Consider the following 24,711-nt stretch of genomic DNA (forward strand, 5'->3'; position numbering starts at 1 on the left):
AGGTGTAGACGATGACAGAAAAAGCCCAGATGATTCGTGTTGAGAAACTAAATAAATCATTCGGTGATCTTCATGTACTGAAAGATATCGATTTAGAAGTGAATGAAAGTGATGTTGTCGTGTTGATTGGTGCTAGTGGTTCAGGTAAAAGCACCCTACTACGATGCATGAATTTTCTTGAAATCAAAAATAGCGGAAATGTCATTATTGAAGGGGATACAATTGACCCGAAGAAAAACGATCTTAATAAAGTTAGACAGCGTGTCGGAATGGTGTTTCAACACTTTAATTTATTCCCACATAAATCGGTTCTAGAAAATGTTATTGAAGCCCCATTAATGGTGAAGAAGTTGAAGCGTGCTGATGCAGTCAAAGAAGGAAAAGAACTGCTTGCTAAGGTTGGACTAGCGGATAAAGCGGATGTATATCCAAATAAGCTTTCCGGTGGCCAGAAGCAACGTGTCGCCATTGCGCGCTCTCTTGCGATGAAACCGGATATCATGCTTTTCGATGAGCCAACATCCGCCCTTGACCCAGAGCTTGTTGGAGAAGTTCTCGCTACGATGAAGTCTCTGGCTAAAGAAGGCATGACAATGGTAGTTGTAACGCACGAGATGGGGTTTGCGCGAGAAGTAGGTGATTGGGTTGTGTATATGCACGATGGTAAAATTGTAGAAAAAGGTCATCCAAATGAAATATTCAATGACCCTAAAGAGCAACGAACACAGGATTTCCTAAGTTCGATTCTATAAAAATGATAAAAAAAGTAAGGAGCAGACTCCTTACTTTTTTTTCGTGACAAGATAAATACCAAGAACAATGAAAACGATTGGCCAGAATTCACCAATGAAAGAAAAAGTAGAGGCAAGCCAGATTTCTAAGCCAGTATAGAGAAGCTCGATAATCGCAATGGCAAGCAATATTAGTCCCGGTACAAGCCCTGTTTTTTTCGTTTTGTAATACGTGATTAAGTAAGCTGCACCCAGAATAAGGGCATACATTCCCCATGTATCCGGCCAAATCGAGAGTTTATTGATGAAATAGAGATGCAATCCAAGTCCCAGTAATAGAGTGCCGGGGAAAAGCATATGTCCTTCTTTAGCAATTAGCCCCTGAATGATCATGGCAATTCCGATTAAGATTAAAATGATTTGCCAGTTTGTGATCTGAGCAGAGAAGGGAAGATTCAGCGTTTGAATTAGATAGAAAAGACCAATTCCAATAAATAATACTCCTGGAAAAACACTTTGACGTTTCAATGGAAATCCTCCTAATGTCAAAAAAACTCATTTTTTGCTATACTGTTGATTTTCTGGTACATTAATAGTTGTATGACTACTAATAATAAGCAAAGAAAATACTTACTTTATCATATCATAACTGCTTTCATAGTCTGTTCACATTTACTAACTCTGTGAGTTTTGTCACATGTTACAATTATTAGTAATGATATGATAGCAGGAGATTTTGGGCTAACAATTTTTTGGGGGGTGGAACGATGCACATCCTGGTCGTAGGGTTGAACCACAAAACAGCCCCTGTTGAAATACGGGAGAAACTTTCATTTCAGGAGAACAATCTTCCTGAAGCATTAGATAAGTTGCGTCACTCTAAAAGTATTCTAGAAGCTGTGATTTTATCGACATGTAACCGTACAGAGTTATATGTGGTTGCTGATCAGCTTCATACAGGGAGATATTATTCAAAAGCATTTCTATCTGAATGGTTCGGAATTAAAAAAGAAGGTTTTTCACCTTATTTAGTAATTCGTGAAAATGACGCTGCAACTGAGCATCTTTATCGCGTGGCAGCTGGACTTGATTCACTCGTACTGGGGGAAACACAAATTCTAGGACAGGTTCGCGACGCTTTCTTACTTGCACAGGAGTCGCAAACGACTGGAACGATTTTTAATCAGTTATTTAAACAGGCTGTTACGCTTGCTAAGCGCTCTCATTCTGTCACAGAAATCGGGGAAAATGCTGTTTCAGTAAGCTACGCTGCAGTTGAGCTTGCAAAGAAGATCTTTGGTGGCCTTCAGAATAAGCATGTTGTTATTCTTGGAGCAGGCAAAATGGGTGAGCTTACAGCGAAGAACCTGCAGAGCAACGGCGTAAATCAAGTCACTGTAGTAAACCGTACTCTTGAGAAAGCATCAGAGCTTGCATCTCGATTTAGTGGACAAGCTCGGTCGATGGATGAGGTGGATGTTGCTCTTGCTGATGCCGATATTCTGATCAGTTCTACAGGTTCAACAAACTACGTTTTAACAGAGCAGAGTGTAAAACCGTTGCTCAAGAAACGTAGAGGCCGTCCGCTATTTATGGTGGATATTGCAGTTCCAAGAGACCTTGATCCATCTTTAAACAACATGGACTCTGTTTTCTTGTACGATATCGATGATCTTGAAGGTATTGTTGAAACAAACCTCGCTGAGCGAAAGAAGGAAGCTGAGAAGGTTGAGCTTATGATTGAAGAGGATCTTGTTCAATTCAGAGAATGGCTTAACACGCTCGGTGTTGTTCCGATGATTACAGCGCTTCGTTCGAAAGCTCTCTCTATTCAAGCAGAGACGATGAAGAGTATTGAGCGAAAGCTTCCGGATTTAACTGACCGAGAACGTAAAGTGCTAAGTAAACATACGAAAAGTATAGTGAACCAGCTGCTGAGAGATCCGATTGTTCGTGTGAAGGAAATGGCTGCAGAACCAAATGCAGAAGAGTCACTTGAAATCTTTACGAAGATTTTTGCGATAGAGGAAGAGATTGAAAGAGAACTCCACAAGCAGCGAGTGAAAGAAAACGAAGAGAAAAGACACCATGAATCCGTTGCTTACTCCCCTTTATTACAGGCATCGCAGTTGCGCTCCTAGGAGAGGAGACCTGATTTGTGACGAACGCTAGCTGGCTTTATGACGTAACCATCTTACTTTACGCCCTTAGTGTATTGGGATATTTTATTGATTTCTTGCAAAACAACCGGAGGGCAAATCAGTTTGCCTTCTGGTTGCTTTCTATTGTATGGGTTCTACAAAGTGCGTTTTTGATAATGCAGATCATTACGATTGGCGGCTTCCCGATTTTGACACCTTTTGAGGGGTTATTTTTTTATGCGTGGGTCATTGTCTCGCTTTCCCTATTGATTAACTGGTTTTTCCGGGTTGATTTCTTTGTATTTTTTGCAAATGTACTTGGTTTCAGCATCATGGCTATTAACCTCTTTGCAACAAAGGAGCAGGCTTCTAGCATGTTGACAGAACAGCTTATGTCTGAGCTTTCAATTATTCATATTACGATGGCTTTTTTATCTTACGGGGCATTTTCTTTATCGTTTATTTTCTCGATTATGTATTTGATCGTTTACCAAATGCTAAAGGGAAAGAAATGGAGTAAAAGACTTAGGAGATTTGGAGACTTATCTCAGCTTGAGAAGCTTTCATACTTATGTAGCGTTCTTGGCGTGCCATTGCTCTTGTTGAGCTTAATTCTCGGAATCGTCTGGGCAATGTTAAAAGTTGAGCAATTTAGCTTGTTTGATGCGAAGGTTATTATTTCGTTTTTTGTGCTTGGAGTTTATAGCACTTACTTATATCAAAAAGTAGCTAGAGATATTGAAGGGAAATCGTTAGCCTGGTGGAACGTCGCAGCTTTCTGTTTTGTTCTGATTAATGTGTTCTTATCAGGAACATTTTCTGAATTCCATTTCTGGTATGTTTAAGCGGATAAATAACAGTTTGGAGGATAATGAATGCGTAAAATTATTATTGGTTCTAGAAGAAGTAAGCTTGCAATCACACAAACGAAATGGGTGATTAGTAAACTGAAGGAATTGAATCCAGGAGTCGATTTTGAAATAAAGGAAATCGTAACTCGCGGCGATAAAATTCTTGATGTTACGCTCTCGAAGGTTGGGGGGAAAGGTCTTTTTGTTAAGGAAATTGAAGACGCCATGCTTAAAGGTGAGATTGATATGGCGGTTCACAGTATGAAGGATATGCCATCCGTTCTTCCTGAAGGACTTATCATTGGCTGTATTCCTGAGCGTGAAGATCACCGAGATGTTATTATTTCTGAATCCGGGAAAACATTCAGGGAACTACCCGAGGGTGCAGTGATTGGAACGAGCAGCCTTCGGCGTGGTGCACAGTTGAAAGCCATCCGTCCTGATATCGAAATTAAATGGATTCGTGGAAACATAGATACACGCCTTCGTAAGCTTACTGATGAAGATTACGATGCGATTGTTCTGGCGGCTGCAGGCCTTCATCGTATGGGATGGTCGAAAGATATTGTGACGGAATACCTTGATCCGGATCTCTGTTTACCAGCAGTTGGTCAGGGAGCACTATCCATTGAATGCCGCGAAAGCGATGATGAGTTGCTTGAAATTATTGAGAAATTCAAAGATGAGAATACGACTAAAACGGTTATGGCAGAAAGGGCGTTTCTTCATACTCTTGAAGGTGGATGCCAGGTACCGATAGCAGGTCATGCAGTGCTAAAAGATGATTCTATTACAATTACTGGTCTTGTTGGTGAGCCTGACGGTTCAATCATTATTAAGGAAATGGAATCTGGAAATGATTCAATCCAAGTAGGAAATACGCTTGCCCTTCGAATGAAAGAACAGGGAGCTAAAGATATTTTAGACCGTGTTAAGGAAGAACTGGATCAATGATAACCCCGCTCTCAGGAAAGCGTGTACTGGTCACGAGAGCTCGGGAGCAGGCGGCAGCTTTCACGAAATTAATTGAGGAACGCGGAGGGCTTTCAATTGAAATCCCTCTTATTTCGTTCGAACCACGCCCTCATATACTTGATACGATTGAATTGAATCAGTATAGCTGGATTCTATTTACAAGTGCGAATGGCGTGAGATTTTTCTTCGAAGAGGCCTTTCTACCTAATAACGTAAAGGTAGGTGCAGTAGGAAGTAAAACAGCCAGGGCACTTAACGATCATGGTGTCCAAATTAATCTTCTGCCACGAGACTTTGTTGGCGAAGGCCTTGTTGCAGCCCTGTCTCGTAATGCATTATTGGACGAGAAGATCTTGCTGCCAAGAGGGAATCTTGGTCGGAAAGAATTACCCAGGCAATTAATGAAATTAGGATATGATGTTACTGATTTGCCTCTTTATGATACAGTGATTCCTTACGATTCAGGTTCAGAATTAAAGAAAGTGATCCAAAACCGTGCGGTTGATGTGATTACTTTTACCTCTTCTTCTACTGTACATCATTTTGCTCACCTTCTTGAAGCGGAGAATTTGAAAGACCAGATTAAAGGGATCGCAATAGTGGTAATCGGACCCATCACGGAAAAAACACTTCAGTCTTACAGTATTAAAGCACACGTGGTTCCTGATAAATACACGATAGAAGGCATGCTTGAGAGTCTGGAAAAGTACTTTCAATAATAGGGAGGACTAGAACAATGGAAAAAGGGAATTTTCACCGTCATCGTCGATTAAGACGATCAGAATCAATGAGATCTCTGGTAAGAGAAACGTACTTACATAAAGAAGATTTAATTTATCCAATTTTTGCAGTTGAGGAAGAAAATGTAAAACGTGAAATACCTTCAATGCCTGGAGTTTATCACTACTCTTTAGATCACCTGAATGAGGAGATTAGAGAAGTCGTTGAGCTAGGAATCCAGTCAGTTATGATGTTCGGCGTGCCGAATCATAAGGATGCTATTGGTTCTGAAGCGTATTGTGATACGGGAATTGTTCAAAGGGCTATTAAACAAATTAAAGCAGAATTTCCGGATTTAACAGTAATTGCAGATACATGCCTTTGCCAGTATACTGATCATGGCCACTGTGGCGTAATCGAAGACGGTTACGTGCAGAATGATCAGTCCCTTGAATTGCTTACGCAAACAGCCATTACTCAAGCCAAGGCCGGGGCTGACATTATTGCGCCATCTAATATGATGGATGGTTTTGTATCAGCGATCCGCCAGGGGCTAGATGAAGCAGGTTTTGTTGACGTTCCTGTGATGAGCTATGCTGTTAAGTTCTCATCCGCATTCTATGGTCCATTCCGTGATGCTGCTCACAGCACACCACAATTCGGCGATCGTAAAACCTATCAAATGGATCCAGCAAATCGTCTTGAAGCGATTAGAGAAGCAGAAAGCGATATTGCAGAAGGAGCAGACTTTTTGATGGTGAAACCTGCTCTAGCTTATCTTGATATCATTCGTGAGTTAAAAGATCGCTTCCCGCTTCCAATGGTTGCTTATAATGTAAGTGGGGAATATTCAATGATAAAAGCTGCCAGTCAGAATGGATGGTTAAATGAGCAGGAGGTTGTGCTCGAAAAGCTAACTAGCATGAAGCGTGCTGGAGCGGATCTTATTATTACGTACTTTGCAAAAGACGCAGCTCGCTGGTTAGATCAATAGTATCGTGAAAGGGGCTTATAAAATGGGTAACTATGATCGTTCAAAAGAAGCATTTAAAGAAGCATCCAAAGTGATGCCGGGCGGGGTAAACAGTCCTGTGAGGGCATTTAAATCTGTTGGAATGGATCCGATTTTTATGGAAAAGGGCAAAGGATCCAAAATTTACGATATAGATCAAAATGAATACATTGATTATGTGCTCTCTTATGGCCCACTGATTCTCGGGCATGCAGATGAGCAAGTTGTCGAACGTCTTAAGAGTGTCACCGAGCTTGGTACAAGCTTTGGAGCTCCTAGTACTTATGAAACGAAGTTGGCTGAGCTTGTCATTGAACGTGTTCCATCAATTGAAATTGTACGGATGGTAAATTCAGGAACAGAAGCGACAATGAGCGCTCTTCGCCTTGCACGTGGGTATACTGGACGTAACAAAATCTTGAAATTCGAAGGATGTTATCACGGTCATGGGGACTCCCTTTTAATTAAAGCAGGTTCTGGTGTTGCTACACTTGGTCTCCCGGACAGCCCTGGAGTTCCAGAAGGCATTGCTAAAAATACGATTACGGTTCCTTACAACGATCTTGAGAGCCTTCGATATGCGTTTAAGGAATTTGGTGATGACATTGCGGGCGTTATTATTGAACCTGTTGCTGGCAATATGGGTGTTGTCCCACCTCAACCAGGATATCTGGAAGAAATTAGAAGTATTACTGAAGAAAACGGGACGCTTCTTATTTTTGATGAGGTTATGACAGGATTTCGTGTTAGCTATAACTGTGCTCAAGGGTTTTACAATGTAACACCTGACTTAACCTGCCTTGGAAAAGTGATCGGTGGCGGACTGCCGGTTGGGGCATACGGTGGTAAAAAGGAAATCATGGACCATATCGCGCCGAGCGGTCCAATTTATCAAGCTGGAACACTCAGCGGTAATCCGCTGGCAATGACAGCTGGATATGAAACGCTATCACAACTAACACCTGAAAGTTATCAGGAGTTTGAACGAAAAGCAGAGCGTCTTGGAGAGGGTCTCTCCAAAGCTGCTGGTAAGTACAATATTCCACATACAGTTAATCGTGCAGGCTCAATGGTTGGTTTCTTCTTTACTGATCAGGATGTGATTAATTTTGAAACGGCATCATCATCTAATTTGGATCATTTCACACGTTATTTTAAAGAGATGCTTGATCAGGGAATTTCACTTCCTCCATCACAGTTTGAAGGGCTTTTCCTTTCCACAGCTCATACTGAGCATGATATTGATGAAACAATCGCAGCTGCCGAAGCAGCGTTTTCGAAGCTTGTATAATCTAAGCTGTCAGCGTCTTTCGCTGACAGCTTTTTTAATGCTTCAAGAGTGATTGTTCTTTGTATTAATAAAGGTTTTAGACATAATCCTTTGAATTGGTCATAAATGTGTAATGTATGGATAATGTTTGAAAGGAGGAGAAAGCATGCCTGATGGCCCATATTTGCATTTCTCCGTAGAGGAGCAGGTCTGGTTAAAGAAAGGACAGGAAGTTGAAGAAGTGTTGTCCATCTCGCTGGATCCTGACATTTCGATTGAGGAATATGAAGACTATGTCGCTGTTAAAGGATGCTTATACCTGTCCGGGGAGTATTTACAGCGTGAACAAGATGAAGAGGCTGAGGAAGACAATGAGGCATCAGCTTATCGCTCCATTCATGAAGTAGACGTTAGAGAAGATGGGACTGCATCGATTGGACACCGTTTTCCGGTTGACATTACGATCCCTTCAAGTAGAGTTCGAAGTCTCGAGGATATTTACGTCACTGTCGATACATTCGATTACACCCTTCTTGAAGCAAATTGTCTTCAATTGAAGGCAGACATTTCAATCAGTGGTATTCAAGGTGATCAAGGTCGTGCAGAAGGAGAAGCATACAATGAAGAGCAAGAGCTAGTATCTTCTGATGAAACGGACGAAGCCAGTGAGGAGGCTGATGAAACCACCTGGGAAACAGATGTTAAATATGTTGATGAAAGCATAGAAGAGTCATCAGATGTGATTCGTACTCCACAGGTTGATTTTAAAACAAGGGATGAGCGGTACATCGCTAATCTTCTGGATTATGAAAATGCAGAAGGAACAGAAGAACCTTCGTATGATTTTTTAACTCGAATGGCAAGACAAATAGAGGATTCAAACTTTTATAATGCTGGTCAGAACCAGGAAGACGTTGATGAGGTTGAATATGAAGAGTCACCTGATGACGAACGAATTGAAGAAGAAGAGAAAAAGAGAAGTCAGCGTGAAGAAAATGCACTTTATTTAACGAGTATGCTTACAAAAGAAGAAGAGCAGTTTTCAAGAATGAAAATGTGTATTATTCAGCCCGGGGACTCTTTAACAGAAATAGCTGAACGGTATCGGGTTTTACCGAGTCATCTTGCACGTGTAAATCGATTAGAGGAGGATGAGGTAAAGGAAGGGCAGATCTTATACATTCCTGTAAATCGCTAGCAGTCGATAAGATAATAGGGAGTAATGGAAATGGATGTAGAAGACGTACTGGCGAAGGAGTATGGTTTTTGGGAATTAACATGGTTGGATGGACCACATACATTCATAACAGATTCAAGGAAAAAGAAGCTATCATATTGGCGGGAGCGGGATTTGCTTGAGTATCATCTCAACTTCCGTGACCGTCTTTTTTTACAATCAGCGAGTCTATGTAACAGGATGATTCGTACGCTCGATGGGAGACCGTATAGCTCCTTTAAAGATGGTTATCTGTCCGTCCATGACCTTATTAAAGAACCTTAATCAATTGAACGACATCCTGAGAAAAGTGGTTATTTATCGCTACATTAATAGATGCTAGAAGCACAAGGAATCCTCCACATCAAAGTAACTTTTACCTGTGGTGAGGGGATATGTAAAGAAAGGTTAGAACAGGACTTGTTTGACCCGTAGTAATGATGATCCTGTATTTTAGCATTAAAAGCGTCCGCTGATGTTGAATCTACCATGAATCGGTTTACAAAAGAGTGGGAGGCTCAAAGGAGATTATTGAAGTCCTGCGGCTCTCCGTGAGAAAGAGGGGGGTTGTCATTGAATGAGGAACTGCTATTTCAGTATGATTTATATCCGGAGCATATATCGAAACATGGCAAGGTAACTAGAGTTGATACGAAGCGTGGGTCCTTTGCAATAAAAGAAACTGAACTTCAAATAAATCAGATGGACTGGATGCTTCATCTTGAAAATTGGTTTAGGCAGCTTCATTTCCAGGGCTACGTTCCACTAGTGAAAACAAAATATGGAGACTCCTTTGTTTTCACAGGTGATCGAATTGCCTACTTAACGCCGTGGATTGAGGAAAGAGAAATCAATCCAGCTCAAAAAGAGGAACTTATGGTTCACAGCCTGGCTGAATTGCACGGATACACAGTGAAGGAACAATCTTTTTCAGAAGAAGTAATAAACCAGTCTTATCAGAAGATGGTGCTATTGCGAGAGAGTCGCCAATTTGAGATGGAGAAATACGTTGGGTCCATTGAGAAAAGAATTTACCTTTCTCCATTTGAGCTGGCTTTTGTTACACAATTCCACCAGATGATGAAGAATTGTGATCTCGCAAAATCAAGTCTTGATGATTGGTATGCTCAGGTGCTTGATGCAAAGCGCTATCGAAGTGTCCTCTGTCATGGGAAATGTTCACCTTCTCATTTCTTAACTGGTCCTGGTGGGAGTTATTTTATTAACTTTGAGAAATCTGTTGCGGACACACCCGTTAGAGATCTTGCCTATTTTGTTCGCTCATCAATTCGTCCTTTTCAATATAATCCAGCTACAACAACAGGGCATCTCGCGAGATATGAAGATCAATTTTCGTTATATGAAGAGGAGAAAGCGCTTCTTGCAAGCTATTTGTATTTTCCAGAAACAATTTTCAATAGTGTTGCGATGTTTCAAGAAAATAGATACAATTTGCCTCACATTAAGCATGTCCGGTTATTCACAAAAAAAATAGAAGTCATGAATGGAATTAGCAACTTACTACAATCGCTTTAAATCCATTCGAAATAAAAGCATACTTCTAGTGCAACAAGAATTAGAAGAATCAATACGTCTACGGATGTTGGAAACAAAATTGTCCGTATCGTTTGAAATACAATAAATGGCGGTACGAATTGTGCACATATATCTCTAAATTTATAAACCGCCGGTGGAAGCTGGTAACGATTCAATCCTCCAAAACGTTTCTTCATATGGGATCAACTCTTTTCATGAAATTTAGATACAACTAGGGTATGTATAAAGAGGAATTTGGGTGATTAGGTTTCTATCGACCTGGCTATTATAAGAAAAAGGGCTTTTCGTATCTTGACGGTCATGTATCAAAACGGTAAACTTATGTATACAAATAGTCGACAGGCAAAGATAGGGAGTAGTAGAATGTGAACCCTTTAGAGAGAGAAATCATCCGCTGAAAGATTTCTCAGGATTATAGCATTCGAAGTCGCCCTTGAGCTGTTTCTCTGAACGAGGAGTAGGAGAAACCGGTAAACCCGTTATTCGAACGAAGCGTACAGCTAAAGGTCTTATTTAGCTGTAAATAAAGGTGGTACCGCGAAAAAACTTCTTTCGTCCTTTTATAGGGATGCAAGAAGTTTTTTTTGTTGTCTTCGACTGATAGAAGAGAAAGGAAGAGTGACGATGGTGAACAATGAGTTAACAATGCCTACAAAGTATGACCCAAAGGCAACTGAGCAGAAATGGTACCCTTACTGGGTAAATGGAGAGTTTTTTGAAGCAACAGCTGACAAGAAGAAAGATCCTTATACAATCGTTATTCCACCCCCCAACGTAACAGGAAAGCTTCATCTCGGACATGCGTGGGATACAACGCTACAGGATATTCTTTCGCGGGTGAAGCGTATGCAGGGATACGATGTTCTCTGGCTTCCTGGAATGGACCATGCTGGAATTGCAACGCAGGCGAAAGTAGAAGGAAAGCTTCGCGAGGAAGGAACGTCCCGTTATGAGCTTGGTCGCGAGAAATTCCTTGAAAAATCATGGGAGTGGAAAGAAGAGTACGCAGATTTCATTCGAAGTCAGTGGGCGAAGCTTGGTCTATCTCTAGATTATTCAAGAGAGCGTTTCACACTTGATGATGGGCTTTCAAGTGCAGTTCGCGAAGTATTTGTTAAACTTTATGAAAAAGGTTTAATTTATCGAGGAGAATACATTATTAACTGGGATCCTCAGACGAAAACAGCTCTTTCAGACATTGAGGTTATTCACCAGGAAGTAACGGGTCACTTCTATCATATGCGCTATCCTCTTGCAGATGGATCCGGGCATATAGAAATCGCGACAACACGTCCAGAGACAATGCTTGGGGATTCCGGCATCGCTGTTCATCCGAAAGATGTGCGTTACAAGCATCTCGTTGGAAAGAAAGCGATTCTTCCAATCGTCGGGCGGGAAATTGAAATCGTTGCTGATGATTATGTAGATATGGATTTCGGTTCTGGTGCTGTAAAAATCACACCTGCACATGACCCGAATGACTTTGAAATTGGTAATCGTCACAACCTTGAGCGCATTCTTGTCATGAATGAAGATGGCTCAATGAATGAGAATGCGGATAAATATAAGGGCATGGATCGATTCGTGTGCCGCAAACTGCTTGTTAAGGATCTTGAGGATGCAGGAATTCTTTTCAAGATTGAAGAACATGTGCATTCAGTTGGTCACTCAGAGCGAAGCGGAGCAGTTGTGGAACCGTATCTCTCAACTCAATGGTTTGTAAAGATGGGACCTCTTGCAGATCAAGCAATTGAGCTACAGAAGTCGGAAGACAAGGTTAACTTTGTACCAGAGCGTTTTGAGAAAACGTATTTAAACTGGATTGAGAACATTCGTGATTGGTGTATTTCAAGACAGCTGTGGTGGGGTCATCGCATTCCGGCATGGCACCATAAAGAAACAGGCGAAATTTATGTTGGGCTAGAAGCACCAGCTGACATCGAGAACTGGGAACAGGATGAAGATGTGCTTGATACATGGTTTAGTTCAGCTCTATGGCCCTTCTCAACAATGGGTTGGCCAGATGAATCCTCAGAAGATTACAGCCGATTCTACCCTACTAATGTTCTAGTAACTGGATACGACATTATTTATTTCTGGGTGGCACGTATGATCTTCCAGGGCATTGAATTTACAGAGCAGCGTCCTTTTAACGATGTCTTGATTCATGGACTTGTTCGTGACTCTGAAGGCCGCAAGATGAGTAAATCGCTAGGTAACGGTGTTGACCCAATGGATGTTATCGAGAAGTATGGCGCTGATTCCCTACGCTTCTTCTTATCAACAGGATCTTCGCCAGGACAGGACCTTCGTTTCTACTGGGAAAAGGTGGAATCAACTTGGAACTTCGCAAATAAAATCTGGAATGCTTCTCGTTTCGCGCTCATGAACATGGACGGGATTAAGTATGAAGAATTAGATTTGACTGGGAAAAAAACAACAGCAGATAAATGGATTTTAACTCGTTTAAACGAAACGGTTGAGCAGGTAACCCGTCTCATTAATAACTATGAATTCGGTGAAGTTGGACGTTACCTATATAACTTTATCTGGGATGATTTCTGTGATTGGTACATTGAGATGGCTAAGCTGCCTCTATACGGTGAAGATGAAGCGGCGAAGAAGACCACTCGTTCGGTTCTAGCGTATGTACTTGATCAAACGATGCGTCTTTTGCACCCATTCATGCCGTACTTAACGGAAGAAATCTGGCAGCACCTTCCACATGAAGGCGAGTCAATTACAGTTGCAAGCTGGCCTGTGAAAAATGAAGAGCTGCATTTCCCTGAGGCAGCAGCTGACATGGCATTATTGACAGAAGTAATTCGTTCTGTACGTAACATTCGTGCTGAAATGAATGTTGCGCCAAGCAAGCCGATTGAGCTTCGGATTAAGCCGAAGTCAGAAGAAGCCCAGAGCAAGCTTGAACAGAACAGTCAATATATCGAGCGTTTTTGTAATCCTGAAACACTAACAGTTTCCGCTAATCTTCAGGCTCCTGAAAAGTCGATGACAGCAGTTGTGTCAGGTGCAGAATTGTTCCTGCCACTTGAAGGATTAATTAACATTGACGAAGAAATTGAACGCCTTAAAAGCGAGTTGAAGAAACTGGATGGAGAAGTAGAGCGTGTTCAGAAAAAGCTAGCGAATGAGAAATTCATAAGCAAAGCACCTGAGAAGGTTGTTGACGAAGAACGAGCAAAAGAAAAAGACTATCTTGAAAGAAGAAGCAACGTTGAAGGTCGTATCAACGAATTAAAAAAATAAGGATAGGACGAATCTCTAAAGGAGGTTCGTCTTCTTTTAAGGAAGGGGTTTTAGAATATGTTTCATTCTTACGATGCAGCAGTTGGTTGGATCCATAGTTTGCTGAATCATGGCATGAAGCCAGGACTTGAACGAATGGAATGGATGCTGGATCAGCTCGGAAATCCAGAACGTCGTCTCAAAACCATTCATGTTGGCGGAACGAATGGAAAGGGCTCAACCGTCACCTATCTCCGAACAGTACTTGAAGAGTCCGGGTACGAAGTAGGAACATTTACTTCACCCTATATCGAAACATTTACAGAACGTATCTCATTGAATGGACAACCTATTAGCGAAGAAGATCTTATCAAGTTATGCAACCAGGTTCAGCCTCTTGTCGAGGTAGCGGCTGCCTCACCGCTTGGTTCCCCAACAGAGTTTGAGGTCATTACAGTTATTGCTTTGCTCTACTTCGGGACCATCTCTTATCCGGATCTTGTTGTTATGGAGGTAGGGCTTGGTGGACGTCTGGATTCAACCAATGTCATCCATCCTCTTGTTTCTGTCATTACGAACGTAGGATATGATCATACACATATTCTAGGTAGTGATATTCAGCAGGTTGCATTTGAAAAGGCTGGAATCATTAAATCAGGTGTTGCACTGATCACCACAGCGGAAAAAGAAGGGGTGCTCGCCCTTCTAGAGCAAACAACGAGAACGCAAAAAACGAAAATTTATCGCATGAATAACGAATTTAAAGTGAGTCATATCTCAAGCACAAACGAGGGAGAACGTTTTACGTTCGAATCTCCTTACAGAACGATTGAAGATCTCTCCATCGGAATGAAAGGTGATCATCAAGTTAAAAATGCTTCAGCTGCACTCATGACACTTGAATACTTAAGGGTGTTTTATGGGCTGCATATTGAAGAAGACATGATCAAAATAGGACTTGCTCGCGCTGCATGGCCTGGAAGATTTGAAAAGTTAAAGTCACATCCAGATGTGGTTGTGGATGGAGCGCATAATCCTGAAGGTGTGGAAAGTCTTGCGCAAACTTTGAGGACACACTATCCTGATACCAATATTCATGCTGTGTTCAGCGCTTTAGGAGATAAAGATATTGAGTCTATGCTTCAACCATTATACCCACTCATTCGATCTATCACATTTACTACGTTTGATTTCCCGAGAGCGATTTCAGCGAGAGCTTTATTTGACCGCTCAACAGCTTCAGATAAATCTTATGAAGAAAACTGGCATAAGGCCATTCAATCTGCCTGTGAAAGTGCAGAAGAAAATGACCTGGTTTTAATTACAGGATCTCTCTACTTCGTTTCTGAAATAAGGAATTATCTAAAAAATTAGAATAAAACGTAAAAAACTAGGACTTTCTCGCCATTTATTGCTAAAATGATAGTTAACCATTGCGGATATGGAAAAATATTCTTCCGGAAGAGGGAAGATGAAGGGGGAAACAATTGACTGCAACTAGGAAGCGGCTTGTTTGGATTGTATGGCTTTTGTTTGGGCCACTACTCATTTTTGCAACCTTCTATTTCTTTCCCCCGGACTTTAAAGGAAATTTTGCAGATGTTCTCGCTTTATTTGGGTTACTTGCTGTCGTTGCGATGATGCCTATTAATGTTAAGGGGACAGATCTTTTTTTTATACAGGGGATTTCTCTAGCCGTATTCTTGAGGTATGGTCTGTTTATCGAGATGTTCCTGACCCAGCTTTCCATACTTGTCTTTCTAATGAATCTTCGCGTAACACGAAAAGATAGTTATCGCTATCCTGTTAATCTATTAATGTTTATGTTGATATCACTAATATCCGGTGGTCTTTTCTACTTGGTAGGTGGGTCAACAGGGGAGTTCTCAGGAAATGTCGTTTCCCAGCTAGTACCGTCAATCATGTATGTTTTTTCTCTAATTTTTATTAACCAGATCCTGCTTCACTTCTTGAGGATTTACGTCTATAAAGAGACCAATACGAAGTTTTTTGGAAAAGACATGCTCTGGGAAGCGATATCAACAGCCGTTACTCTTCCAGTTGGTTTTCTGCTTTACATGCTTCATACATACTTAGGTGCAATCGCCATCTTTTTTGTTGGAGTTCCATTTGTTCTTGCTTCTTTAATGATTCGTTTGTATTACTCAAGCCAAAAAGTAAACGATCTTCTGCAGAAAACAAGTGAAATCGGTCAGCAGATTACCCAATCTCTTGATACTGACGAAATATTAAACTTATTCTTAGATGAAATTAAAGATATGTTTGTTGTCGACTATGCTTATATTATGGATGCTGAGTATGTGAAGAAGCTATCTATTATTAAATGCCTTGATAAGGATTATGGCGTTATAGCTGGTCCTGTAGGTAGCAACGTTCAAGAAGGAATTAGCTCGAGAGTTTGGAGAAGTGGAAGAAGTCGATTATATACAAAACGTTCACAATGGAAAAACATAACTCTTGAAGTACTGCCTGAGTCAACCAACTCGGTTATTTCAGTTCCAATGAAGCGTAATAAAAACGTTGTGGGCATTATTACACTGGCTTCAGATAAAATCCGTTCTTACGAAAAACACCACATTCTCGTCCTTCAAATTTTAGCCAACTATCTAGCTGTTGCCATTGATAATGCAAAAAATTACGAAGAAACGAAGCGAAGAAGCGAACGCTGTCCTTTGACCAACTTATATAATTTCCGCTTCTTTAGTGAATTGTTAGAAGAGAAGTACAAGTGTTTGGATGAAATGCCATCGTCATTTTCAATCATTCTTCTTGATCTAGATCATTTTAAAAAGGTGAATGATACATTCGGACATCATAGTGGAAATGAAGTGCTATGCGGGCTCTCCAATCGTCTTGTCGAAGAGATAGGGACTAAAGGAACGGTAGCGAGATTTGGGGGAGAAGAATTCGTTGTTCTGTTAGAAAACCACTCGCATGAAGACAGCCTACAAAAAGCCGAGGAGCTGCGCTGTACAATAGCAGATCGCCCATTTGAAATTTTTAACGATCTTGGAAACGGGAACCTACAGGTGATCTATATTACAGCGAGTATTGGAGTTGCAACCGCTCCTGATCAGGGAGACGACGCTCAAACGTTGATCCGAAATGCGGATCGGGCCATGTACACAGGTGCGAAGCAACGAGGGCGCAATCGTGTTGCAAGCTACGTTGGATACGTTGGATAGGTATAATTGATGCTTTCACTCATTTATTTAAGAAAGTTACAATGTTATTCATTCAGAGATAGTGATAATTTCTTTCTAATAATTTCTGATAAAGGACTGAACCTGGTTTGGGTATAATATACAGTTATTTATTTTTATCTGGCTTGGTTATGGGGTCATTTTTTAACGTTGTGGGCCTGCGTGTTCCGAAGAAACTATCCATAGTGAGACCACGCTCTTCTTGTCCCCGCTGTAAGAGAAATCTGGGTCCCCTTGAATTAATTCCTGTTGTTTCTTTTCTATTTCAAAAAGGAAAATGTAAAGGTTGTTTATCAAAAATTTCTCCCATATATGCTGTGATAGAATTTATAACAGCATTTCTTTTTATGATCACACCACATTTAATCGGATGGTCTCATGAATTATTGGTTGCTTATGGTCTTTTATCACTTTTAATAATAGTTTCAATTTCTGATTTTGTTTATATGATAATACCAGATAAGGTGTTATTATTTTTTGGCGGTTACTTTATTCTCGTTAGAGTTATTGTTCCTTTGGATTTATGGTATAGTCCGTTTCTTGGAGCAGCTGTAGGATTCATATTTCTATTACTAATTGCTATTATAAGTAAAGGCGGTATGGGTGGGGGAGATATCAAGCTGTTTGCAGTCCTGGGTTTAGTATTTGGTTATCAACAACTGTTGCTGGTGTTTTTCTTTTCTACTCTATGCGGAACAATAATTGGCTTAGGGGCATTATTAACTGGAAAAGTAAAGCGAAAACAACCGGTACCATTTGGTCCTTCTATTGCAATTGGAAGCCTTATTACCTATTACTTTTCCAGCCGAATTTTAGAATGGTATGTGAATTTACTTTAGCGATATATCAAGTATACTTTTTCGATAGGATAAGGGAAAAGTTGCCTGTTATGGTCGCTTTTTTTATGAAGAAAATCATATCTTTATAAAGTAATCAACAAATCTAGTAACTTTCGTTCTAGCATTTCCGCACGTTTCATAGACTATAGTACAAGCCTGAAACGAGGAGGATGGTTATGGACAATGAGAAGCGGACGATTTCAATTCGTTTAAATGGTGAGGATGTGAAGAAGCCTCCCTCAACACATAAAGAAGAAAGCGCAGCGGCTGAAGAGAAGGAATTTGAGTGGATTCTTCCAGAACGACGTGATTCGAAAAAGGTAGTGGAATTTAAAAGACGTCATCTTCAGAAAAAAACGTATTCCGTTTATGACCTTCCAAAGAAGCGCTCAAAACTCCCGGTGAAGCGGAAGAAGAAAAAGCCCCCCATAGCGAGCAAGCCCGTTATAACACTTCAGAAAAAGGTGATCGCCTCAGCCGGCCTTGCCATTGTTCTTGGCGTTTTATTCGGAGCAAGCTTGCTAATGGTTTTCGCTGGAGATCATGCCGTACCTACAATTACAGCAACAAAAGAGGAAGATATGGGATCAGTAACAGGGTCAAAAACGGATCTATCACTTGATCTCCATGTTGTTCAATCCGGTGCGTATGAAACAGAAGAATCTGCTAAAGAATTTGAACAAAAGATAAAAGGTGAAGGAATTCCTGCAGCCGTTTTTCGAGGTGAAAAGTACTATTTGCTCATTGGTGTCTCGTCTACTGTAGAAGGTCAGGACGCGCTTGGTGACTATTTTACAAGCAAGGGTCAGGATGTTTACAAGAAAGTGTGGAGTATCAATGGAGAAGATGCTGTTTTAAGTAGCGAAGAAGGTGAGCATCTCTTAAAAGGTAAGGTACTTCTTGAAGAACTTGCAGCCCTTGATATAGCTGCTTTATCTGATAACGGACTTTCAGAGGATGATCTTAAGAGAACGGCTGAAGCGATTCAATCCTGGGAGGAAAAAGGCGGCGCTGGAATTGAGCAATGGGAGGAAAATGGTGGTCAGGAATTATCAGATTCGATTAATGGTGGATTGGAAGAAGTGCAAGCTTATTCTTCAGAAGAAACAGTTTCTTCTCTCTGGATCGCGCAGCAGCACTTACTTGATGGACTGAGCGCTTATCAAGAACTAGTAGAAAGTATGAAATAATCAGTTATTTGCGGAGCGATGAAATTAAAGGTACGATATGAGTGGAAGAGGACCCTCCTGAATGAATTTTTTAAACGAATAGAAAGATATGAAAAGTTATGACAAGAAATTTATTCTTTATGCACATACATGCATAGCATTGAACGAAAAATGTAGAGGAACGTCAAAATTTAAATTGTGGAAAGAAAAGGGATTTGATAAGCTGTTATCAAGCCCTTTTCCCACTTGTGAATCATTTACAAAAAAGGGTGGTATAATGAAGCGCCTCGTCTTAGCCTCAGGGTCTCCGCGAAGAAAAGAACTTCTAGAGCAAATGAACCTCAATTTCGATATCATGGTAAGCCGCTTTGAAGAGCATATTTCTCTAACCATTCCTCCTTCAGAACTCGTGAAACAGCTTGCAGCTGGTAAAGCAAACGATGTCCGGTCTCGCGTGATCGATGCTGTTATTATTGGCGCAGATACAGTCGTTACACTTGATCATGATGTACTAGTAAAGCCAGAAAGTCGCGAGCATGCGAGGCAGATGCTAAAAGCACTCTCTGGCCGTAAACACATCGTTTATTCAGGTGTAGCCATTCTTTCGAAGGAAAGAGAGTCTGTGTTTCACGAAGCGACTGAAGTGACTTTCTGGGAACTAACTGATCAAGAAATTGAAAATTACCTTGATACCGGAGAACCTTATGATAAAGCGGGAGGTTATGGCATTCAGGGCTTTGGTGCCGCCTTTGTGAAACGTATTCATGGCGATTATTATAGTGTGGTAGGGCTTCCTATTTCCAGAACGCTACGTGAACTTGCGTCGTTCGGAATAGTACCGGAGATTCAGCGTTAGTCAGACATGAAGATGAATCCAGGGAGGAAGTTTGTTGCTGAAAACACCATTAATGATTCGTGATTATCCTGAAGAAGAGCGTCCGAGAGAGCGTCTTGTGAAGGATGGTCCTGAGACGCTCTCTAATCAGGAACTACTAGCGATTATACTCAGGACTGGAACAAGGCAGGAATCTGTCCTGCAGCTTTCTTATCGCATCATTCAGAATTTTGAAGGTCTTCGTCTCCTTAAAGATGCGAGTATTGAAGAGTTAACCGCTCTTAATGGGGTCGGTCCTGCGAAGGCCGTACAACTTATTGCTGCAATGGAACTTGGCAGAAGAGTAAGTCGGCTTCAGCAGGAGGAACGTTATACCATACGCTCACCGGAAGATGGAGCAAACTATGTGATGGAAGATATGCGATTTCTTTCACAAGAGCATTTTGTTTGCCTATACTTAAATACGAAAAACCAGGTGCTTCATCGACAAACCGTGTTTGTTGGCAGTTTAAATGCTTCAATCGTGCACCCACGGGAGGTTTTTCGTGAGGCCTTTAGACGATCAGCAGCATCATTAATTTGTTTTCATAACTAACCAAGTGGGGATCCTACATCGAGTAGAGAAGATATTGAAGTGACAAAACGTTTAACTGAATGTGGTAAAATGCTTGGAATTGATATGTTAGATCATATTATTATTGGAGATCAGAAGTTTGTTAGTTTAAAAGAAAAAGGGTATGTATAAATCGGATATGGATTTGTTTTCCCACTACCGTTTTACGTATTGTTGCAGTATAATCATAGTTATGAGTTTTGCTTGAATTGAAGGGAGATTTAACATAAATGTTTGGTGGATTTTCAAGAGATATGGGAATAGATTTGGGTACAGCAAATACGCTGGCTTATGTAAAGGGTAAAGGCGTCGTTGTTAGGGAGCCTTCAGTTGTGGCCTTTCGAACAGATACTGGCTCTATCGAGGCTGTAGGGAATGACGCGAAGAACATGATTGGACGTACACCGGGAAATATCGTAGCTCTTCGTCCAATGAAAGATGGCGTTATTGCCGATTTTGAAACAACAGCAACAATGTTGAAGTATTTCATTCAGCAAGCACAAAAGAATCGTTCAGTATTTGCCCGCAAGCCAAATGTTATGGTTTGTGTCCCTTCTGGAATAACGGCAGTCGAAAAAAGAGCTGTAGAAGATGCGACACGTCAGGCAGGCGCTCGTGAACCTTATACAATTGAAGAACCTTTTGCGGCAGCAATTGGTGCTGATTTACCTGTATGGGAACCAACAGGAAGCATGGTTGTTGATATTGGTGGAGGAACAACTGAAGTTGCAATTATTTCACTTGGTGGAATTGTTACAAGCGAGTCGATCCGTATTGCGGGCGACGAGATGGACGAGTCTATTATTCAGTATGTGAAAAAGACATATAATTTGATGATTGGTGAACGAACAGCTGAACAACTTAAGCTAGAAATTGGATCTGCAGGTTCAACTGAAGGTATTGAAGCGATGGATATTCGTGGACGAGACCTGGTGACGGGGCTACCCAAGACCATTAGCGTATCAGCTGATGAAGTTTCCGGCGCTCTTCGCGATACAGTGAACAGCATTATGGAAGCAGTTAAAGTGACACTTGAGAAAACACCACCAGAACTTGCTGCTGACATTATGGATCGTGGCATTGTCTTAACCGGTGGCGGTGCATTACTTCGAAACCTTGATCAGGTGATTAGTGATGAAACTAAAATGCCTGTCATTGTTGCTGAAAATCCACTTGAGTGCGTGGCGATTGGTACAGGGCGTGCGCTCGAAAATATTCATCTGTTCAAATCTAGAGCTGGTATTACCTCCCGCTCAAAACAGAAGTAGTTGGAAGGTGTAAGGCATGCCACAATTTTTTTCGAATAAACGACTAATTGTATTACTAGTTAGCATCATTATCCTCGTTGCTCTGATTGGAACGTCAATGAAAGAACGCGATGCATTAACGATGCCAGAGCAATTTTTCAAAGATTCAGTTGGCTGGCTGCAATCGATTTTCTATAAACCCGCTAATTCAGTAGCGGGTTTATTTGAGAGTATAGGTGATATGAAAGATATGTACGAAGAAAATAAGCTTCTGAAATCCAGGCTTAATGAATTCGTATCATTATCTGAAGAGCTGAAAACTGTTAAAAATGAAAACGAAGAACTGAAAAGTGAATTAAATATAGATTCATCGACAGGGTTATCGAATTATGAGACCTATCACGCTAATATGATCGCCCGCTCACCAGACCGATGGAATGATTTATTAACCATTGATAAAGGGAAACAAGATGGTGTAGCTGCAAATATGGCGGTTGCTACTGCTGATGGGCTTATCGGTAAGGTAAAGAACGTTCAGCCGTTTTCTTCCACTGTCCAACTTATTAGTGACGTAGATCGTACGAATCGGATAGCGGCAATGACGCAGGAAGATGAGAATGTTTTCGGAACCATTGAAGGGTACGATACAGAAAAAGAAGTTCTGCTTTTTTCGAAAATCCCAGTTGACATTAAAGTTGAAAAGGGTCAGACCGTAATTACTGCTGGGAATGGTGGGATTTTTCCTAGAGGCATTGTGATCGGTGAAATTGTTGATGTGGAAACAGATAACGTAGGAACAACACAAACAGCTCACGTAAAACCTGCGGCCGATTTGTACGATATTAACAATGTAATGGTTATTGATCGTGGGGCACAAAATGTAACGCCGGATAGCGGAGAAGGTGAAGGGGAATGAAGCGCCTTCTTTTATCCGGAACGCTCTTCGTCCTCTTTTTAATCGAGGGTACCGTATTTCAGGTCTTTGCCCCTGAACAGTATGATTTCGGCTTTCAACTTATTCCACGTTTTGTAACCGTGATTGTTGTGATGATCGGTATGATTCTCAGTCCTGCATATGGAGTTCTATATGGCATCATATTTGGCCTTCTCCACGACTTAATTTATACAGATCTCGTTGGTGTGTACATGTTTGGAATTGCGGTAGCAGCTTACATAATCGGGTATTTCTCTAAAGCTTTTCACCTGAATTGGTTTACAACGCTCATTCTAGGTTTGCTTGGGGTATCAATGGTGGAATTTTATGTGTACGAACTGTTTGCTCTGATTAATGTGACTGACCTTGCATTCGATTCATTTTTCTATAAGCGCTATCTGCCTTCTTTAATCCTAAATGGTGTCTTTTTACTTATTGTTTACTATCCTGTTAAGCGGTTGCTAGAAGAATTATCGGAAAGCCGTAGACAAGAAAATCAGTCCAAAAAGAGGAGTTTCCTTTAGCAGCGTTGAATTATTCTATGTTGAGGTGAATGAAATTGTCTATGGCACAAAAGCAAACACAGCATTTTGTCACAATTAAAGGAACGAAAAACGGCTTGAATCTGATTTTAGATGATTCTTGCGCTTTTCGTGATGTTATAAATGAACTTGATGAAAAGCTTTCCGCACGTCATATTCAGCAGACGGAAGGCTACACGATTACCGTCACACTTAAACTCGGTAATCGCTATTTAACGACCGAACAGGAAGAAGAGCTTCGCTCGATGATCCATTCTAAACAGAACCTTGCCGTGGACCGCATTGATTCAAATGTGATTTCAAGGGAAGAAGCGGAAGCAGAACGAAAACGATCGACGGTTACAACGATAACAAGGACAGTTCGTTCTGGACAGGTTCTTGAAGTGGAAGGGGACCTCCTTTTAATTGGAGATGTCAATCCAGGTGGAACTGTAAAAGCAATTGGAAACATTTTTGTAATGGGCTCCCTCCGTGGCATTGCACATGCAGGATCTGATGGTGAATTAGAAGCTGTAATTACAGCAGCTGTCATGAAACCTTCACAGCTAAGAATCTCAGAGTTAATCAGCAGACCCCCAGATCAAGCGGGGACAGCAGTTCATGAGGCTGAATGTGCATTCGTTAGGGGTGGTTATGCAGAAATTAGCGTTGATCGAATTCAAATACTGACTAAAGTAAGACCGAATTTGACAAGGTTGTAGACAGAAAGGGGAATGTTGTGTGGGAGACGCTATCGTAATTACTTCCGGAAAAGGTGGTGTGGGTAAGACCACAACGACAGCAAACATCGGAACAGCTCTTGCACTATCGGGGAAAAAGGTATGTCTGGTAGATACGGATATTGGACTTCGTAATCTCGATGTTGTCATGGGACTTGAAAATCGGATCATTTATGACCTCGTTGATGTGGCGGAGGAAAGGTGCCGGCTTCACCAGGCTTTAATTAAAGACAAACGATTTGAAGCTCTTTATATGCTTCCGGCAGCTCAGACGAAAGATAAGTCTGCTGTTCAACCCGAGCAGATGAAGAGGATTATAGATGAATTAAAGCAGGATTATGATTACGTGTTAATTGATTGTCCTGCAGGAATTGAACAGGGCTTCAAGAATGCGATCGCCGGCGCTGATAAATCAGTTGTTGTGACAACACCTGAAACATCTGCCGTTCGTGATGCGGATCGGATTATTGGACTTCTTGAAAAAGAAGAGGGTATTGAAGCTCCAAAGCTTGTCGTTAACCGAATTCGGAACCATATGATGGAGAGTGGAGATATGCTGGACGTCGATGAAATCGTATCGATACTTGCGATTGATTTACTCGGAATTGTAGGGGACGACGACACAGTGATTACCGCATCGAACAAAGGGGAGCCAATTGCACTTGACCCGAGCTCCAAAGCATCGATCGCCTATCGAAATATTGCAAGACGAATTCTTGGCGAGTCTGTACCACTTCTTTCTCTGCAAGAAGAGAGAGGCATGTTAAGTAAGGTGAAAAAGTTTTTTGGGATGCGTTCATGAATCTCGGCCAATTGGCCGAGATTTTTTTCATTTTTATTGCAAAGGGATGCTGGTGACATAACCCTTCC

The 24,711-nt window shown here is 41.2% G+C and carries 23 protein-coding genes, 1 pseudogene and 1 other annotated feature; of the genes and pseudogenes, 22 read left to right on the top strand and 2 right to left on the bottom strand.

Annotated elements, in window-relative coordinates; genetic code table 11:
* Positions 1–11: 11 nt before the first annotated feature.
* Positions 12–752, top strand: a complete 741-nt coding sequence (locus tag ABFG93_RS18000; RefSeq protein ID WP_347549395.1) for an amino acid ABC transporter ATP-binding protein — start codon at positions 12–14, stop codon at positions 750–752.
* 30 nt (positions 753–782) lie between these two features.
* Here ABFG93_RS18000 and ABFG93_RS18005 read toward each other — a convergent pair whose 3' ends face one another.
* A complete protein-coding gene (locus ABFG93_RS18005) occupies positions 783–1,259 on the bottom strand; it encodes a LiaI-LiaF-like domain-containing protein (protein WP_347549396.1) in 477 nt (158 codons plus the stop codon).
* A 239-nt stretch (positions 1,260–1,498) separates the two neighbouring features.
* Between ABFG93_RS18005 and hemA the strand changes: the two genes are divergently transcribed.
* From hemA to ABFG93_RS18050, 9 genes are all read left to right on the top strand, one after another.
* Entirely contained in the window at positions 1,499–2,872 is a 1,374-nt protein-coding gene (hemA, locus tag ABFG93_RS18010) for a glutamyl-tRNA reductase (RefSeq protein WP_347549397.1), read from the top strand.
* Positions 2,873–2,889: 17 nt separating this feature from the next.
* Positions 2,890–3,717, top strand: coding sequence for a cytochrome C assembly family protein (locus ABFG93_RS18015; RefSeq protein WP_347549399.1), 828 nt, complete (start codon positions 2,890–2,892; stop codon positions 3,715–3,717).
* A gap of 30 nt (positions 3,718–3,747) precedes the next feature.
* Positions 3,748–4,677 (top strand): hydroxymethylbilane synthase, encoded by a 930-nt coding sequence (hemC, locus tag ABFG93_RS18020; protein ID WP_347549400.1) that lies wholly within the window; start codon positions 3,748–3,750, stop codon positions 4,675–4,677.
* Entirely contained in the window at positions 4,674–5,417 is a 744-nt protein-coding gene (locus ABFG93_RS18025) for a uroporphyrinogen-III synthase (RefSeq protein WP_347549401.1), read from the top strand. Before hemC ends, ABFG93_RS18025 begins: the two co-directional genes overlap by 4 nt.
* A 17-nt stretch (positions 5,418–5,434) precedes the next feature.
* Entirely contained in the window at positions 5,435–6,412 is a 978-nt protein-coding gene (gene hemB / locus ABFG93_RS18030) for a porphobilinogen synthase (protein ID WP_347549402.1), read from the top strand.
* A 22-nt stretch (positions 6,413–6,434) separates the two neighbouring features.
* Positions 6,435–7,721 carry a glutamate-1-semialdehyde 2,1-aminomutase gene (gene hemL / locus ABFG93_RS18035; protein WP_347549403.1) on the top strand — a complete coding sequence of 429 codons (1,287 nt, stop codon included), beginning with the start codon at positions 6,435–6,437 and terminating at the stop codon, positions 7,719–7,721.
* Positions 7,722–7,866: 145 nt separating this feature from the next.
* Positions 7,867–8,898 carry a stage VI sporulation protein D gene (spoVID, locus tag ABFG93_RS18040; protein WP_347549404.1) on the top strand — a complete coding sequence of 344 codons (1,032 nt, stop codon included), beginning with the start codon at positions 7,867–7,869 and terminating at the stop codon, positions 8,896–8,898.
* Positions 8,899–8,928: 30 nt separating this feature from the next.
* Entirely contained in the window at positions 8,929–9,201 is a 273-nt protein-coding gene (locus tag ABFG93_RS18045) for a hypothetical protein (RefSeq protein ID WP_347549406.1), read from the top strand.
* A gap of 288 nt (positions 9,202–9,489) precedes the next feature.
* Positions 9,490–10,452, top strand: coding sequence for a phosphotransferase (locus ABFG93_RS18050; protein ID WP_347549407.1), 963 nt, complete (start codon positions 9,490–9,492; stop codon positions 10,450–10,452).
* Here the strand turns inward: ABFG93_RS18050 and ABFG93_RS18055 are convergent.
* A complete protein-coding gene (locus ABFG93_RS18055; protein ID WP_347549408.1) occupies positions 10,449–10,649 on the bottom strand; it encodes a hypothetical protein in 201 nt (66 codons plus the stop codon). The two genes, ABFG93_RS18050 and ABFG93_RS18055, sit on opposite strands and share 4 nt — an antisense overlap.
* A 160-nt stretch (positions 10,650–10,809) precedes the next feature.
* Positions 10,810–11,036: a binding site (T-box leader), on the top strand.
* A 61-nt stretch (positions 11,037–11,097) separates the two neighbouring features.
* On the opposite strand from ABFG93_RS18055, the gene ABFG93_RS18060 reads away from it, so the two are divergent.
* The 12 genes and pseudogenes from ABFG93_RS18060 to minD all read left to right on the top strand — a co-directional run bounded on the left by ABFG93_RS18060 (position 11,098) and on the right by minD (position 24,643).
* The gene (locus ABFG93_RS18060) at positions 11,098–13,740 is read left to right on the top strand and encodes a valine--tRNA ligase (RefSeq protein WP_347549409.1); all 2,643 of its coding nucleotides are present in this window, start codon (positions 11,098–11,100) and stop codon (positions 13,738–13,740) included.
* A 57-nt stretch (positions 13,741–13,797) separates the two neighbouring features.
* Entirely contained in the window at positions 13,798–15,093 is a 1,296-nt protein-coding gene (locus tag ABFG93_RS18065; protein WP_347549410.1) for a bifunctional folylpolyglutamate synthase/dihydrofolate synthase, read from the top strand.
* Between the two features lie 113 nt (positions 15,094–15,206).
* The gene (locus tag ABFG93_RS18070) at positions 15,207–16,925 is read left to right on the top strand and encodes a sensor domain-containing diguanylate cyclase (protein ID WP_347549411.1); all 1,719 of its coding nucleotides are present in this window, start codon (positions 15,207–15,209) and stop codon (positions 16,923–16,925) included.
* Positions 16,926–17,032: 107 nt separating this feature from the next.
* A complete protein-coding gene (locus tag ABFG93_RS18075) occupies positions 17,033–17,782 on the top strand; it encodes a prepilin peptidase (RefSeq protein WP_347549412.1) in 750 nt (249 codons plus the stop codon).
* Between the two features lie 176 nt (positions 17,783–17,958).
* Positions 17,959–18,972, top strand: coding sequence for a hypothetical protein (locus tag ABFG93_RS18080; RefSeq protein WP_347549414.1), 1,014 nt, complete (start codon positions 17,959–17,961; stop codon positions 18,970–18,972).
* A 256-nt stretch (positions 18,973–19,228) separates the two neighbouring features.
* Complete coding sequence (locus ABFG93_RS18085) at positions 19,229–19,807, top strand: Maf family protein (RefSeq protein WP_347549415.1); 579 nt, start codon at positions 19,229–19,231, stop codon at positions 19,805–19,807.
* Positions 19,808–19,859: 52 nt separating this feature from the next.
* Positions 19,860–20,531, top strand: a pseudogene (radC, locus tag ABFG93_RS18090) (RadC family protein).
* A 98-nt stretch (positions 20,532–20,629) separates the two neighbouring features.
* Positions 20,630–21,667: a rod shape-determining protein gene (locus ABFG93_RS18095; protein WP_347549416.1), complete on the top strand. Its 1,038-nt coding sequence runs from the start codon at positions 20,630–20,632 to the stop codon at positions 21,665–21,667.
* Positions 21,668–21,683: 16 nt separating this feature from the next.
* Positions 21,684–22,562 carry a rod shape-determining protein MreC gene (mreC, locus tag ABFG93_RS18100; protein WP_347549417.1) on the top strand — a complete coding sequence of 293 codons (879 nt, stop codon included), beginning with the start codon at positions 21,684–21,686 and terminating at the stop codon, positions 22,560–22,562.
* Complete coding sequence (gene mreD, locus ABFG93_RS18105; protein ID WP_347549418.1) at positions 22,559–23,104, top strand: rod shape-determining protein MreD; 546 nt, start codon at positions 22,559–22,561, stop codon at positions 23,102–23,104. The genes mreC and mreD overlap by 4 nt, the downstream gene beginning before the upstream one ends.
* A gap of 41 nt (positions 23,105–23,145) precedes the next feature.
* Complete coding sequence (gene minC / locus ABFG93_RS18110) at positions 23,146–23,823, top strand: septum site-determining protein MinC (RefSeq protein WP_347552885.1); 678 nt, start codon at positions 23,146–23,148, stop codon at positions 23,821–23,823.
* 19 nt (positions 23,824–23,842) lie between these two features.
* Positions 23,843–24,643: a septum site-determining protein MinD gene (gene minD / locus ABFG93_RS18115; protein ID WP_347549419.1), complete on the top strand. Its 801-nt coding sequence runs from the start codon at positions 23,843–23,845 to the stop codon at positions 24,641–24,643.
* Positions 24,644–24,711: the final 68 nt, after the last annotated feature.

It is taken from the genome of Pseudalkalibacillus hwajinpoensis (assembly GCF_039851965.1).
Classification (GTDB): Bacteria; Bacillota; Bacilli; order Bacillales; family Guptibacillaceae; genus Guptibacillus; species Guptibacillus hwajinpoensis_E.